Origin of the sequence: Ectobacillus panaciterrae DSM 19096 (assembly GCF_000430785.1) — a bacterium.
Classification (GTDB): domain Bacteria; phylum Bacillota; class Bacilli; order Bacillales; family Bacillaceae_G; genus Ectobacillus; species Ectobacillus panaciterrae.
In genome coordinates this window covers 1-15,497 of record NZ_KE387248.1, presented here as the reverse complement: position 1 = coordinate 15,497, position 15,497 = coordinate 1, and the positions used below count along the sequence as shown (strand labels likewise).

Genomic DNA, 15,497 nt, shown 5'->3' with positions numbered 1-15,497 from the left:
AGGAAGAACATGTACATTGATTTGAATTGTGACGCAGGGGAGAGCTTTGGAGCTTACAAAATTGGCAATGATGAAGAGCTGTTTGACTATGTGTCATCTGTCAATATCGCTTGCGGCTTTCATGCAGGTGATCCTAATGTAATGAGAAGAACTGTTGGGCTGGCGCTGCAAAAGCGTGTTGCGATTGGCGCTCATCCCGGACTGCCCGATTTAAACGGTTTCGGGCGCCGCGCTATGAAAGTTTCACGAGATGAAGTATATAACTTGATTGTGTATCAAATTGGTGCTTTGCAAGCTTTCGTTCAAGCGGAAGGAGGGAAAATGAATCATGTAAAGCCGCATGGGGCTCTTTATAACATGGCGGCAAAAGACATGGAGATTGCTCGTGCTATTGCAGAGGCTGTATACAAAGTGGACAGGCATTTAATTTTATATGGTTTGTCTGGCAGTATGCTTGTAGAAGCCGGAAAACAAATTGGATTGCGCACGGCTCAGGAGGCCTTTGCAGACCGAACGTATCGGGCAGATGGAAGCTTAACGAACAGAAGCCGTTCAGATGCTCTTATTACAAATGCCGAAGATGCGGTTTTGCAGATTGTTCGCATGATTCATGAAGGGAAAGCAGGGACCATTGACGGAATAGAGATTCCGATTTGTGCCGATACGATTTGTATTCACGGTGATGGTCCGCATGCACTTACGTTTGTGAAAGAGATGCGAAACACATTAAAGCAACAAGGGATTATCGTTCAATCTTTACGAGTTGAAAGGGGAGAGAAAAAATGATTAAGCTGATAGGGGTTTTGATTGTTGCCGCAGGCTTCTTATTCCGTTTTAACACGCTGCTTGTTGTGATGGCAGCCGGCATTGTAACTGGAATGGTGTCCGGTATGTCTTTTGAAGAAGTGATGACGATGTTTGGAAAGTTCTTTATAGAAAATCGTTATATGTCCATGCCGATTTTGCTTACGCTGCCTGTCATCGGCATTTTGGAACGATACGGGTTGAAAGAGCAGGCTGAGAAATTGATAAAAAAAGCAAAGGGAGCTACAGCGGGCCGTGTACTGCTTTCTTATTTGTTTATTCGAGAAGCATCTGCAGCAATCGGGTTGAATATCGGGGGGCATGCGCAAACTGTGCGTCCTCTTATTGCTCCGATGGCAGAAGGGGCGGCGCAAGCTCGTTATGGTGAGGTGCCGGATAGGCTGAGGGATGATATTAAAGCTCATGCAGCTGCGGCTGAAAATACGGGTTGGTTTTTCGGTGAAGACATTTTCATCGCAACGGGTGCCATTTTGCTGATGAAAGGATTTTTTGACTCTGTCGGTATGAATGTAGGCGTATGGGATATGGCGCTTTGGGGACTGCCGACTGCACTCGCAGCCTTTTTCATCAGTTGGACTCGTTTTTATCGTTTAGATAAACGTATCACGCGTGCGATGAGCCAGCCTTTCAAACAAACGCAAAAAAAGGAGGTAATGTAGCATGCCGATGATTACAATGGATACAATCTATTATATTTTAGGAATTATTGTAGCGTTTGTAGCCGTACGCGTAGCATTGGATAAACAGCATCCGAATCGTCTTGGCTCGAGTATGTTCTGGGGGATTTTCTCCGTTACATTTTTATTCGGCAATATGATTCCTCCTTTTTACATCGGTTGTCTCGTTCTTTTGATGGTACTGATTGCAGCGTTTAACAAGGTTACAAAATCAAATGAACAGGAAGCGCCGGATGCAGAACGTGCAGCCAATGCGGAACGTTTACACAATAAGGTGTTTTTTCCAGCTATTCTCATTCCTTTATTTACGATTGTTGGAACGCTGTTGCTTGGTAAAGTGAAATTCGGCAAGGTATTTCTTGTTGATCCTGCAAAAGTAACGCTTATCGCGCTTGCGCTAGGTGCGCTAATTGCCTTCTTTGCAGCGATGACAATTACGCGTGCAAAATGGTCTGTACCTGTTCAAGAAGGAAGCCGTTTATTGCAGGCTGTTGGCTGGGCTGTTATTTTGCCGCAAATGCTGGCTGCGCTCGGAGGCATTTTTGCCAAATCAGGTGTAGGAAAAGTAGTGGCGGGTTTAGTCGGTGAAGTACTGCCGACACAGTATGCTTTTGTCGCAGTGCTGGCTTATTGCTTAGGCATGATGGTATTTACTATTGTAATGGGAAATGCGTTTGCGGCATTTGCTGTTATTACAGGAGGAATCGGCCTTCCGTTAATTGTCCAAATGCATGGCGGGAACCCGGCAATCATGGCTGCATTAGGCATGTTTGCAGGATATTGCGGGACGCTTCTTACGCCGATGGCCGCCAACTTTAACATTGTTCCTGCCATGCTGCTGGAGCTGAAGGACAAAAACGCAGTAATTAAAGCGCAGTGGCCGATTGCAGTGGGGGTGTTTGTTATTAATATGATGTTGATGTATGTGCTTGTTTACAGATTCTAAAAAAGGGGGAAAGATAATGAAATCTATTCTCGTTACCGGGTTTGAGCCGTTCGGCGGAGAAGACGTCAATCCGGCTTGGGAAGCAGTGAAGGGGCTTGACGGATTAAACATCAAGGGTTATCTTGTAACAGCAAAGGAAATTCCGACAGTATTTGGAGAATCTATTAAGCTATTGAAGCAATATATAGAAGAATTGAATCCTGCTTTAATCATTTGTGTCGGGCAAGCAGGAGGACGGACGGATGTATCTATTGAGAGAATCGCCATTAATGTAGATGACGCCAGGATCCCGGATAATAAAGGCAATCAACCGATTGATGTTCCGATTGTGCAGGATGGCCCTGCTGCTTATTGGTCAACGCTGCCGATCAAGGCAATTACAAAAGCGCTGCGTGAATCCGGTATTCCTGCTTCTGTCTCTCATACTGCTGGAACGTTCGTATGTAATCATTTATTTTATGGGCTGATGCATATTCTATCACAAGGAAACAACGGCGCCAAAGGCGGATTCGTTCACATTCCGTACTTGCCGGAGCAAGCAGCGAATCATCCGGGTCAACCCAGTATGCCGTTTAATGCGTTAGCGAAAGGAATTACAACTCTATTACACACAGCGCTTGAAGTTGAAAAAGATATTACAGAAACGGAAGGAATTACGCATTAGATAGCTAGAATACCTTTAATTATCTGATTATTTCATGTATTTTAATAGTTGGATGATTTTTATATAGAAAGGATGAATAATGTGAGTTTAGTAAAAGGAAGCGCTGTCACACAAGAGCAATTAGTTGAATGGAGAAGATATCTGCATATGAATCCGGAGCTTTCTTATCAAGAAGCTAATACTTCACAATTTGTTTATGAAACTCTTAAGTCGTTTCCGCATCTGGAAGTTTCCCGTCCTACAAAGTACAGCGTGATGGCTAGGCTTATTGGAAAAAAATCAGGCAAGGTGCTTGCTATTCGCGCGGATATGGATGCTTTGGCGATTCAAGAGGAAAACAGCTTTGAGTTTATTTCTCAAAAGCCAGGAGTAATGCATGCATGCGGACACGACGGCCATACAGCGACCCTGCTTGGAGCGGCAAAGGAGTTATCGCAAAGAAAAGATGAGATTCAAGGTGAGGTGCGGTTCTTGTTTCAGCACGCCGAAGAGATTTTTCCGGGCGGAGCACAGGAAATGGTCGATGCAGGCGTAATGGAGGGAGTCGACTATGTAATCGGGGCGCATCTTTGGTCTCCTATTGAAGTCGGGAAAATCGGAATTGTTTACGGCACTGCAATGGCTGCTCCAGATGTATTCACAATTACGGTTTCCGGTAAAGGCGGTCACGGGGGCATGCCTCACGAGACAATTGACAGTATCGCTATCGGAACACAAATCGTTTCAAATTTACAACAAATCGTTTCACGTAATACGAATCCGTTTGAACCGCTGGTTGTATCTGTAACGCAATTTCACGCAGGAACGGCGTACAACGTCATTCCGGACAATGCAGTAATCAGCGGAACGATCAGGAGCATGAGACATGAGCTTCGCAAGCAGACAGCCGGGCGTATTGAACAAATTGTAAAAGGAATTACGGAAGCTCACGGTGCTTCTTATTCCTGTGAGTTTGAATATGGCTATCGTCCAGTCGTGAATACGGATTCGGTTACGGAACGAATTGAGCAGACCGCGATGAAGCTGTTCGGAAGAGATAAGGTAGTTCGCTGTCCGCCGACAATGGGCGGAGAAGATTTCTCCGCGTATCTGCAGAAGGCGCCAGGCTGTTTTTTCTTCATCGGTGCCCGCAATGAGGAAAAGGGAATTGTTTATCCGCACCATCATCCCCGCTTTACGATTGATGAAGATGCTTTATCGATTGGTAAATCCCTTTTTGTGCAAGCAGCGTTTGATATTTTAAAGGATGGGAGTGTGGAATGAAGAAAGTTCATTTGCTTCCGCATTCTCTGCGAAAAACGCCGATGAATTGAGACTTATAGTGTAGTCTTTTAATGAATCCGCGATTTGCATGTACGAACAAATGGGAATGAGCGAAATGTACAAGCAAATGAGGAAGCGGTTAAAAAATAGTATTGTATAAAGAGAAAGAGCTTATCTCGCATGTGCAGATAAGCTCTTTTTTCTATACTTTTTGTTCTTCCTTCTTTTGGTTCACTTTAAGCGCCACGAGACTCGCAAAGTCATGAACAATCGTAGCTGCTCGGAAAAAATATTTTTGAATTGGAGGATAAAGGATTATTCAGTCCTTCAGTCACGAGGCTTGTATTAGAAAAAAAGAAAAAAATTTCTATTGTACAAGAAACGAAACACGGTCGGAAAATTCTTGCTGTCGGCAATCCTGTATTCAATGAAAGCGGAGAGATTGATAGAATCATCATTGCTTCAAGGGACATTACAGAAGCAACGAGGCTTAAAACAGAGCTGAAAGAGATGAAAAAGATTTCAGCACAATATAAGAGAGAGTTGGACAGCTTCAAAAATCAAGAGCGTTTTTTTTAGAAGCTCATCTATGCCAGCCCGAAAATGGAACGTATTATTAATCAAGCGAAAAAGATAGCCGATTTTTCCTCTACTGTTCTTATTCATGGAGAGTCTGGTGTCGGAAAAGAAGTGGTTGCCCAAGCCATTCATCAGTTAGGAAAGCGTTCTGCAGGACCTTTCCTGAAGCTTAACTGCGGTGCTATCCCGGAAACTTTATTGGAAAGCGAATTGTTTGGTTATACGAGAGGCGCTTTTACCGGAGCTGATAAATTTCTGTAACTTGCCTTTCATTTTCTGCAGCAGCTGAATGAAAAGTATACCAAAACCTATCAGCTTACGCCGGATGCTCTCAATTTACTGGAAGTATATTCATGGTCCGGCAATGTAAGGGAGTTGCAGAATATTATTGAAAGATTGGTAGTCTCAGCAGAGGAGGAAATGATTGATGCCGATTTTGTCAGTCAATTTCTCGCGCTGGGATATGATTTTCGAAAAACTAAGCCGGTTATCACAAGGGTCATTCCGCTGCAAGAGGCGCTCGATCACGTAGAAGAACAATTGATTGTATTGGCGATGAAGCAATATAAGACGACGACCAAGGCTGCAAAGGCGCTCGGAATCAGTCAGTCTTCTGTAAGCTGCAAGTATCAAAAAATTATGAGTGAAAAAGAAAATGCGGAACATATTTCGTTTTAATAGAAGAAGGCTGTTTTAGCTCTAAAAGCTAAAGCAGCTTTTTTTTTAAGAAATTATAAGATTGCGCTTCAATGATTCCCATTCCGGTTCTGGTGCAAAAACCATTTGATAGAGACATAGAACCTACATGGACTGTTCAATGACAGATTATAAATGTATTGTTACAAAGGCACAAATAAAAACAGAAGCAAAACCCCGTTTTATAAAACGGGGTTTTAATTTGGATAGTATATAATCATACTTAATCGAGTTAATGTGTCTCCCGAATTATGGTATGAATGAGGCCTATCAGCATTGAATCTGATAGAGTCACCATTTTTTATAGTATAGTCAATGTTATTTACACGGACGGTTAGTTCACCATCAAAAACAGTTAAAAACTCCTCAGTTCTCTCTCCGTGCGATTCTGAACTAAGATACCCACCTTTTTCTATCTCGACAGAATATATTTCAAAACGTCTATCATCTTGGAAAGAGAAGTAAGGATAAAGTTGATACTTTCCGTTATCCTCTAAAAGTGTTTGAACTTCACTTTTTAAGACAACGTTAGCATCTGGTTTCGGACTATTTATTAAAGAAGAAAAGGAAATTTTTAATCCATGTGCAATTTTCGAGATTGTTGTAATAGTAGGACTTGATTCACCTCTTTCAATTTGACCAATCATCGTTTTGCTTACTCCAGTCATCTCTGCGACCTTTTCAAGGCTTAATTTTTTATATTCTCTCAAAGCTTTTAAGTTTTTTGCAATGATTAGATTTAGTTCTTCCATAAAAACACTCCTAAATCAGTTTACAATATAACGACCGTATTGTACAATAAAAAGGAAATCGTTATAATGTCCATTTTGAACATTATAACATAAATCACAAAGGGGCTCCAATATGCCTTTATTATCATTTTTGCTATAGGTTTTTGTTACTAGTTTTACTCCAGGCCCCAATAACATTATGGCAATGTTATTTGCTAATAAATACGGGCTTAAAAAGACAATTAGATTTTGTTTTGGAGTAGGTGCAGGTTTCTTTGTATATAAATAACAGGAGGTATCTTTTATGTCTAGCAAAACACTTGAACAATTTCTTATGGAAAACCTTGAAGATCTAAAAACAAAAGGAATGTATAACGTTATTGATCCGCTGGAAAGTCCGAATGGACCAATCATTAAAATCACTGGAAAAGAATACATCAACTTATCTTCTAACAACTATCTTGGATTGGCGACAGATGAGCGTTTAAAAGCATCTGCAAAGAAAGCGCTTGCAATGTATGGAGTAGGTGCCGGCGCAGTACGAACAATTAACGGTACGATGGACTTACACGTTAAATTGGAGGAAAAAATTGCCCAGTTCAAACATACAGAAGCAGCAATCGCTTATCAGTCCGGTTTCAATTGCAATATGGCAGCCATTTCAGCTGTCATGGACAAAAATGATGCCATTCTTTCCGATGAATTGAACCATGCGTCTATCATTGACGGCAGCCGTTTATCCAGAGCGAAAATTATCGTGTATAAGCACTCTGATATGGAAGACTTGCGCCAAAAAGCGAAGGAAGCGACACAAGGTCAATATGGAAAAGTAATGGTAATTACGGACGGCGTATTCTCTATGGACGGCGATATCGCGAAATTGCCGGAAATTGTTGAGATTGCTGAAGAATTTGACTTAATCACATATGTAGACGATGCGCACGGTTCCGGCGTACTCGGAAAAGGCGCAGGTACGGTAAAGCATTTCGGCCTTTCTGACAAAGTGGATTTCCAAATAGGCACGCTTTCTAAAGCGATTGGTGTTGTCGGCGGCTACGTTGCGGGTAAACAAAATTTAATTGACTGGTTAAAAGTTCGTTCCCGTCCGTTCCTGTTCTCCACTTCCTTGACACCTGCAGATGTGGCTGCATGTATGCAATCCATTGACATTATCATGGAAAGCACAGAGCTGCATGACCGTCTATGGGAAAATGGCCGCTACTTAAAGCAAGGTCTAAAAGAGCTTGGTTTTAATATCGGCAACAGTGAGACACCGATTACGCCATGTATTATCGGCGATGAAGTAATGACGCAGCAATTCAGCAAACGATTGAACGAAGAAGGCGTATATGCAAAATCCATCGTGTTCCCGACTGTGGCAAAAGGAACAGGACGCGTGCGCAACATGCCTACTGCGGCACATACGAAAGAGATGTTGGATGAAGCAATTCGCATCTATGAAAAAGTCGGAAAAGAAATGGGAATCATCTAAAAAACAATAAGAGACACTTGCGATAAGGAGTGATATAGTATGAAAAAAATACTTGTTACCGGCTCTCTCGGTCAAATTGGTTCTGAGCTTGTTATGATGCTTCGCGACCTTTATGGCGCATCTAATGTTGTTGCGTCCGATATTCGGGAAACGGACAGCGAGGTAGTGAAATCCGGTCCTTTTGAAATTATCAACGTGACGGATGCAAAGCGTTTATATGATGTGGCAAAGGAAAACGAAGTCGATACAATCATTCATTTGGCAGCATTGCTTTCTGCGACAGCTGAGAAAAATCCGGCCTTTGCCTGGAATTTAAACATGGGCGGACTTGTAAATGCACTTGAAGCAGCGCGTGAGCTCAATTGCAAATTCTTCACGCCAAGCTCTATCGGCGCGTTCGGGCCATCAACGCCAAAGGACAATACACCGCAGGATACGATTCAGCGTCCTACAACAATGTATGGGGTAAACAAAGTTGCCGGCGAGTTGCTGTGCGATTATTATTATCAGAAATTTGGCGTCGATACACGCGGCGTCCGCTTTCCTGGTTTGATTTCTTATGTTGCGCCTCCAGGCGGCGGAACGACGGATTACGCTGTAGAGATTTATTATGAAGCGATTCAAAAAGGAGCTTACACTTCCTATATCGCACAAGATACGTATATGGACATGATGTATATGCCGGATGCGCTTCAAGCCATCGTCACATTGATGGAAGCGGACGCAAGCAAGCTGAAGCATCGCAACGCATTTAACATTACAGCGATGAGCTTTGAGCCGGAACAAATCGCAGCGTCCATCCGTAAGTATATTCCTAATTTTTCTATTGTATATGATGTAGATCCTGTTCGTCAGCAAATCGCAAACAGCTGGCCGAACTTCATCGACGCTTCCGCAGCGAAAGAAGAATGGGGCTTTAAAGCTGAGTATGATTTGGACAAAATGACAGAAGATATGTTGGCAAAGTTAAGAGTAAAACTAGGGGCCTGTGTAGCACTGGAATCAAATTACGCAATAGTGGGCTCATAAGGGTTCTAGTGCAAAGACTTCAAAATATCTGCAAGTAATCTCCCAAACTTGGACGTACTGATATTAGGGTTCTGGTGCAAAAAGAATTGGACAATTAATGTAATCTGAATATTACTCTGTCAAATGAAACATTTATTCAGAACCCTGTATAATTTTCCGAATTTTCATGTTTCAATATACTTAAACGTTTGGAACTACACTTATATTTTTGTATATATTTTGACAGCATTCGAGGTTTGCACCAGAACCGACAATCTATTGCCGACAGTTGGCCCAATATAATAGATTCAACTTGTGCAAAGGAAGAGTGGGGATTTAAGGCGGAATATGATTTGGAGAAAATGACGAAGGATATGTTGATAAAGCTGAGATTAACGTCACTTTTAGTTACCTCATAAATAAACCTGCTAGCCGAATAAACAGAGTTGTAACACTCTTTTATTCGAGTTACTTTATTCAGAAATTTTGAGGTTTTTTAACGTTAAGTGATGTACCTTTTACAACCACTAAAAAGTAAGCGCTTCCTATTGGCGTATAAAATTAAACAACGGGTCGATATAAAGAGGATTTATGAAAAAATTGGGCTTTTACCTCGTATCATTATTGCAATTATTCTTGGTGTTGTAATTGGGAGCACAACACCGGAATGGACGGTTCGAATGCTAGCAACGTTTAACGGAATTTCCGGTAACTTCCTTGGCTTTGCCATTCCTTTAATCATTATCGAATTTATTGCACCGGGGATTGGAGAGATTGCTTAGTATAAAGCCATGCTTCTAAGCTTATAAGATACTGGATGCTGAATTAACTTGAAATTCGCAATCTGGAATAACGTGAAAATTTATAAGAATCTTTCTAACTGTTAGGAATCCTTAAATTAGAAGTGAAGAATGATTTTATGAGGCCGCTTTAAGATAGATTAAAAAAAGTGACGCCTGCTTTATCATTTCAATACTAAATAGAGAGTGTATTAGTATCTTGCATCAAATCTCGACTATTAGTAGTGTAGGAGGAGGAAATAGAATGGCAAACAAAGATTTGAATAGGGACTTGAAAGGTCGTCATATTCAGATGATTGCTTTGGGCGGTACAATTGGTGTTGGTTTATTTATGGGTTCAGCCAGCACGATTCAATGGACAGGTCCGTCTGTAATGTTAGCTTATGCAATCTCAGGGATTTTTATATTTTTCATTATGCGTGCAATGGGGGAAATGTTGTATTTAGAGCCAAGTACAGGTTCATTTGCAACATTTGGTTATAAGTATATTCATCCATTAGCAGGGTATATGACTGCATGGAGTAACTGGTTCCAGTGGGTTATTGTTGGGATGGCAGAAATTATTGCAGTTGGGACGTACATGCATTATTGGTTCCCTGATCTTCCTGCTTGGATTCCAGGTTTCATCGCAATGGTGATTCTTGGAGCAGCGAACTTAATTTCTGTTAAATCCTTTGGTGAAATTGAATTTTGGTTTGCACTGACTAAAATCGTAACAATTATATTAATGATTGTTGCAGGATTTGGACTTATTTTCTTTGGAATTGGTAACGGAGGAGAAGCAATAGGATTATCAAATCTTTGGGAACATGGTGGTTTATTTACAGGCGGTTGGAAAGGGTTCTTCTTTGCTCTATCACTAGTTGTTGCGGCTTATCAAGGTGTAGAACTAATTGGGATTACAGCTGGTGAAGCAAAAGATCCGCAAAAAACGTTAACTAAAGCGATTCAAAGTACCATTTGGCGTATTTTAATCTTCTATATTGGTGCGATTTTTATTATTGTAACCGTTTACCCTTGGGATCAACTAAATTCAATTGGTAGCCCATTTGTTGCAACTTTTGCGAAAGTTGGTATTACAGCAGCGGCTGGAATTATTAATTTTGTCGTAATCACAGCTGCAATGTCTGGCTGCAATAGTGGTATTTACAGTGCAGGACGTATGCTTTATACATTAGGAATGAATGGACAAGCGCCAAAATTCTTTGCGAAAGTATCTCATAGTGGTGTCCCTTTATTCGGTACGTTCGGTGTGCTAGTTGGGTTAGCAATTGGCGTTGTTTTAAGTTATGTTGCACCAGAAAATTTATTTGTACATGTATACAGTGCGAGTGTACTTCCTGGTATGATTCCGTGGTTTGTCATTCTGATTAGTCAAATTCAATTCAGAAAAATAAAAAGAGCTGAAATGGACAATCATCCATTCAAAATGCCTTTTGCACCTGTTACAAACTACTTGACGATTGCTTTCTTAATTATGGTATTAATCGGTATGTGGTTTAATGATGACACACGTATGTCGCTTATTGTAGGAATTGGTTTTCTAGGTATTGTTGTAATTAGTTATTACGCCTTCGGAATAGACAAGCGTGTACCAGTACATGCTCAGACAGATGATGAAGTGATTAACCTATAGTGGTTCTGGTGCAAACATTTTTTGAAGATATAACGAAATTATTAGAGTAACCATTCTAGATCAATACTTTGTATGTACATGTCATGTTAACATAACGCAATTTATCGGAATTCAATGTATCTATAGGCCTATAAAAAATCCCTTTAGAGCTTATTCTGAAGGGATTCTTTGTTCACATAATCAGTGTTATCGGAAGTTCCTCTAGGAAAGATATTTAGTATTTGTTGAAGAAATTTTTTATAGCTTCTAGCCGTATATCATGACTACATTGTTCACAGGTATATTTCCCCTTCCTATTTTCTTTAAACTGCTTATATTTCTGTGTCCCTTCGTATACTCTAAATATTTTTCTACAACTTATACAAACTACTTCATAATAAATAATAATAGACAACCTCCTGTTTTTCCTAATTTTACTATATTAGGCTCATTTGAAAAGAGGAAGATTGGTTGCATATCCTATTCATGTGAGGTTTATATAACATGAGAAAGAGGAAGTTACATGACTACATTCGTTCTTCTTGTCTTTTTAAATCCTACAATCACTAAATAACTAACTTCTTAAACTTAATATACTCATGGTTAGAACTCATCTTAAAATTTTAAATATACCAGCGTGGTTTGTTATTAAATAAAAAATCGTAAGACAGCCATTAAAACGACACCACTAATAACAGTAATTGATAAACTTTTTGTTCGCATAGCAACCAAAAGAGTAGGTATTATCACGATAATAACTGACCAGTTTATTTTTAATGAATGATTAGTTTGAATAATGAAGCTCTCTACTACAAGAGCTGTAAGAATGCAAACAGGTACGTAAGACAGTCACTTTAATATTGGTTCTGGTAGAGTCATATTCCGAACCACTAGAAATGGAACTATTAACCGCTAACAAAGCGCATATGATAAATTGAGCTGATCCGGCATAAACCAGCGTTGATAATAAAGCAACTTCTATTATGCTCAGATGAGAAGATACACCTACTATTCCAGCTGCCAAACCTATACTAATGTATCCTAACAAAGTCGGTATACAATCTTTCATTCCTTGTACGAACGTCGGGCTCAGCTCTTTTACGCTACCTATCGCTTTTTCTGTAATCACTATACCCCCTCTTTTTTTTATATATTACACGTATGTTTGTTATAGCGTACAGTAATTTGTTGAAACAGGCAACAGTATGTTATCATATAAGCAATACTACTTGTATTTGAGGGAGAGTCATTATGGATACTATACAAGCTATTATTTCGGAGAACCTTGCCAAAATCAGAAAAAGTAGGAATCTCACCCTTGATCAAGTTTCTGAATTAACAGGGGTTAGTAAAGCTATGCTGGCACAAATAGAAAAAGGGAAATCCAGCCCAACTGTTACTACTCTTTGGAAAATTGCCAATGGTTTTCAGGTATCTTTTTCTATATTTCTGAAAGAAGAAAAGCCACAAGTAAAGAAAATAAGCATCGAACAATTAGAGACTCTTACAGATAATGAAGGAAAGTATATTGTCTATCCTTTTTTCCCTTATGACCCAGAAAAAAGGTTTGAAATTTACATAATAAACCTTGAACCAGGATGTATACATGACTCAAAAACACACTTAGGAGAAGAGTATATATTAATAAAAGAGGGTGAACTAATAGTTGAGCTTGAAGGGGAGAAACATGAACTGGTTTCAGGAGATGCCCTGCAATTTACAGGAACGATAACACATAAATATATAAATTCTTCAAAAAAATTAACAAGTTTTTTCCTACTGATGTACTACCCAGATCCAGAATGATAAACGCTCAAAAATGCTTATAAATAGACATTTTGTCGCTTGAAATTATCTTTTCACCTGAATTATTATGAATTTGAATCGACATTTTACACAAAATACCTTTACATGCAAAAAGAGCCAAGTTAAATATGGCTCTTTTTGTATTTTTTTAACTAAGGGTACCGCCTCATTGCCATCAAGCTGACAAAAACAAATACTTCATAGCAATCACAGAATTTTCGTTTTGGGGGTACTATAAAACTTTAACTTGATAGGCATGGGGTAGCGCCATCATTTTGCTGATTTTGTGCGCTAAGACTGAGCCCCTTGGTACCTTATCCAGCAGATTTATGTTTTGGTTTTATAAAAAAGTTTGATGATTTTCTACCTGTGTTGCTCCACAATCACGCCCTTTAATGAAGTAACATGACATGGGTTTGCCAAAATCAACAAGAGCAAAAAAGAAAAATCCTGTTTATATTAATACAGGATTTTGATCAGACTTTATTATAAACGATTATTGTTTATTCAAGCATTCTGAAAAAATATATTTAAATGATCCTTGCATGGGAAGGAATTTCCTGCTATATTAAATTCAATTAAATATTTTCTTATTTCAATACTTTTTGAAGTGAGGATAGAGGTGCAAAGATCATGAGTACACAATCTGAGGAGAATGAGATCCAATGACAATTGTGGAAAGGGGTATTTGCCGAAGCGGAAAGAATCTCATGTTCTTGAAGCTGGTTCTGCTGTTGAATAAATACAGAACTGTCATATGGGAAACTATATGGAGGGCTATCTTACGCACGGGAACTATTTTTGATAAATATTGTTTCTACTGCAGCAGCGAATCCCTCGTTGTTGCTTTTTTTCGTTCCTTGTGAATGGCCCTAACCCCTCTAATTAAAAAAAATTTATAAAGGGTGTGTAGTTATGAATTTTGGCCAAGTATTAACAGCAATGGTTACCCCGTTTGATCATAATGGTGAAATTGATTTTAACGCGACGAAAACGTTAGTTGATTATTTAATTGCAAATGGCACAGATGGTTTAGTTGTAGCTGGTACAACTGGAGAGTCTCCAACATTAACCACCGAAGAGAAGATCGAATTATTTAAATGTGTTGTAAAGTCTGCTGACGGAAGAGTTCCAGTCATCGCTGGAACTGGCTCAAATAACACGAAAGCTTCGATCAGCTTAACGAAACTTGCAGAGGAAACAGGAGTCGATGGCATCATGCTCGTTGCTCCATACTATAATAAGCCGTCTCAAGAAGGATTGTACCAACACTTTAAAGCGATTGCCGAATCAACTTCTTTACCAGTCATGCTTTATAATATCCCAGGACGAAGCGTAGTTAACATTTCTGTCGAAACAATTGTTCGTCTATCAGAGATTCCTAATGTTGTGTCAGTTAAGGAAGCAAGCGGCGACTTGGATGCCATGGCAGAGATCATTAGCAAAACACCTAGTGATTTTACGCTATACAGTGGCGATGATGGGTTAACAATACCGGTATTAGCAATCGGCGGAGCAGGAGTTGTTTCAGTTGCTTCTCACATCATTGGCAATGACATGCAAGAAATGATCAATTCCTTTAAAAATTGCGATGTCCAAAACGCTGCTTCTGCACATCGCAATCTGCTCCCAATTATGAGAGCATTATTTACTGCACCAAGCCCTTCACCGGTAAAAGCTGCATTAAATCTAAAGGGGATACATGTTGGTGGTGTTCGCTTGCCGCTGGTTCCTTTAAACAATGAAGAGCAAAGCGCGCTTGAAAAAGCTTTGCAAACTAGTGACATTAACGTTACCTGTTGAAACAAATAAAAACAGATTAAGAGAGAGATTTTCCTCTCTCTTAATTACGACGGTTCATTCAATCGACGCAGCAAGGTAAGATCGGTATCTGCCCAAGGCTCAATCTGTACCCTTATTTGAAATGATTTGCTATGACATCTCTTTCACTCCTAGTCCTAGAGTGATTATTACATTTTTAACTTATCTAATAATCGAAATCTATAACAAAAGTATTTCTCCAAAATTTCTTCTTAAAAATTACTATTCACATCAATACTCTTCTTTTCACTTCTTTTTCAAGAATATGGCCCTTTAACGGAACAACTCTATGTCACTCAATAGCTCCTTAATCCACCTTTTATCATAAATTAGGCGAGAATACCCCCACTTCAAGCGTGTGAACGGTGTGTAACGGTAAGTGGGGGATGAATCGCCTTCGGACAAGAGATAGGCAGGTTCCATCTATATTGTCCGGCATGTAAAAATTTTGCAAATGCATAGAACGTATGTTTCGTTCATGGTAAAATGAGGAATATACAGGAGGTGAATCTATGATTCGAGCGAAACGAGTCTATTTCCAAACCTCAAAGACAAACCTGCAGCGCTTATTTGA

The 15,497-nt window shown here is 39.7% G+C and carries 12 protein-coding genes, 6 pseudogenes and 1 riboswitch; of the genes and pseudogenes, 14 read left to right on the top strand and 4 right to left on the bottom strand.

The features are described from left to right. Nucleotides 1-9: 9 nt before the first annotated feature. The 6 genes and pseudogenes from H540_RS0124865 to H540_RS32685 form a co-directional block, all read left to right on the top strand. Complete coding sequence (locus H540_RS0124865) at nt 10-786, top strand: LamB/YcsF family protein (protein WP_028402863.1); 777 nt, start codon at nt 10-12, stop codon at nt 784-786. Further along, nucleotides 783-1,484, top strand: a complete 702-nt coding sequence (locus tag H540_RS0124860; protein ID WP_028402862.1) for a DUF969 domain-containing protein — start codon at nt 783-785, stop codon at nt 1,482-1,484. Before H540_RS0124865 ends, H540_RS0124860 begins: the two co-directional genes overlap by 4 nt. Before the next feature lies 1 nt (nt 1,485). Further along, nucleotides 1,486-2,448, top strand: a complete 963-nt coding sequence (locus H540_RS0124855; protein ID WP_028402861.1) for a DUF979 domain-containing protein — start codon at nt 1,486-1,488, stop codon at nt 2,446-2,448. 16 nt (nt 2,449-2,464) lie between these two features. Beyond that, complete coding sequence (gene pcp / locus H540_RS0124850) at nt 2,465-3,112, top strand: pyroglutamyl-peptidase I (RefSeq protein ID WP_028402860.1); 648 nt, start codon at nt 2,465-2,467, stop codon at nt 3,110-3,112. An 81-nt stretch (nt 3,113-3,193) separates the two neighbouring features. Further along, the gene (locus H540_RS0124845; RefSeq protein ID WP_028402859.1) at nt 3,194-4,375 is read left to right on the top strand and encodes a M20 family metallopeptidase; all 1,182 of its coding nucleotides are present in this window, start codon (nt 3,194-3,196) and stop codon (nt 4,373-4,375) included. 276 nt (nt 4,376-4,651) lie between these two features. Further along, a pseudogene (locus H540_RS32685) lies at nt 4,652-5,632 on the top strand (sigma 54-interacting transcriptional regulator); the annotation flags it as partial. 215 nt (nt 5,633-5,847) lie between these two features. Here H540_RS32685 and H540_RS0124825 read toward each other — a convergent pair. Further along, nucleotides 5,848-6,402, bottom strand: coding sequence for a helix-turn-helix domain-containing protein (locus tag H540_RS0124825; RefSeq protein WP_028402855.1), 555 nt, complete (start codon nt 6,400-6,402; stop codon nt 5,848-5,850). 112 nt (nt 6,403-6,514) lie between these two features. Here H540_RS0124825 and H540_RS34955 point away from each other — a divergent pair. From H540_RS34955 to H540_RS0124805, 6 genes and pseudogenes are all read left to right on the top strand, one after another. After that, nucleotides 6,515-6,661 (top strand): annotated as a pseudogene (locus H540_RS34955) (lysine transporter LysE); the annotation flags it as partial. 24 nt (nt 6,662-6,685) lie between these two features. After that, entirely contained in the window at nt 6,686-7,873 is a 1,188-nt protein-coding gene (locus tag H540_RS0124820) for a glycine C-acetyltransferase (RefSeq protein ID WP_028402854.1), read from the top strand. Nucleotides 7,874-7,912: 39 nt separating this feature from the next. Continuing rightward, nucleotides 7,913-8,902 (top strand): L-threonine 3-dehydrogenase, encoded by a 990-nt coding sequence (locus H540_RS0124815; protein ID WP_028402853.1) that lies wholly within the window; start codon nt 7,913-7,915, stop codon nt 8,900-8,902. Between the two features lie 248 nt (nt 8,903-9,150). Beyond that, nucleotides 9,151-9,300 (top strand): annotated as a pseudogene (locus H540_RS33650) (UDP-glucose 4-epimerase); the annotation flags it as partial. A gap of 168 nt (nt 9,301-9,468) precedes the next feature. Further along, nucleotides 9,469-9,657, top strand: a pseudogene (locus H540_RS0124810) (cation:dicarboxylate symporter family transporter); the annotation flags it as partial. Between the two features lie 268 nt (nt 9,658-9,925). Continuing rightward, entirely contained in the window at nt 9,926-11,317 is a 1,392-nt protein-coding gene (locus H540_RS0124805; RefSeq protein WP_028402851.1) for an amino acid permease, read from the top strand. A 214-nt stretch (nt 11,318-11,531) separates the two neighbouring features. Here the strand turns inward: H540_RS0124805 and H540_RS35750 are convergent, their stop codons facing one another. The 3 genes and pseudogenes from H540_RS35750 to H540_RS32665 all read right to left on the bottom strand — a co-directional run. Further along, nucleotides 11,532-11,702 (bottom strand): DUF2197 domain-containing protein, encoded by a 171-nt coding sequence (locus H540_RS35750; protein WP_425388177.1) that lies wholly within the window; start codon nt 11,700-11,702, stop codon nt 11,532-11,534. A 242-nt stretch (nt 11,703-11,944) separates the two neighbouring features. Then, a pseudogene (locus tag H540_RS32670) lies at nt 11,945-12,202 on the bottom strand (AzlD domain-containing protein); the annotation flags it as partial. Then, nucleotides 12,186-12,365: pseudogene (locus H540_RS32665) on the bottom strand (AzlC family ABC transporter permease); the annotation flags it as partial. The pseudogenes H540_RS32665 and H540_RS32670, both read right to left, overlap by 17 nt. A gap of 182 nt (nt 12,366-12,547) precedes the next feature. On the opposite strand from H540_RS32665, the gene H540_RS0124800 reads away from it, so the two are divergent. Together H540_RS0124800 and dapA are read left to right on the top strand one after the other, a co-directional pair. Beyond that, the gene (locus H540_RS0124800; RefSeq protein ID WP_028402850.1) at nt 12,548-13,102 is read left to right on the top strand and encodes a helix-turn-helix domain-containing protein; all 555 of its coding nucleotides are present in this window, start codon (nt 12,548-12,550) and stop codon (nt 13,100-13,102) included. A gap of 609 nt (nt 13,103-13,711) precedes the next feature. Beyond that, nucleotides 13,712-13,890: riboswitch (Lysine riboswitch) on the top strand. A 127-nt stretch (nt 13,891-14,017) separates the two neighbouring features. Beyond that, entirely contained in the window at nt 14,018-14,905 is an 888-nt protein-coding gene (dapA, locus tag H540_RS0124790) for a 4-hydroxy-tetrahydrodipicolinate synthase (protein ID WP_028402848.1), read from the top strand. Nucleotides 14,906-15,497: the final 592 nt, after the last annotated feature.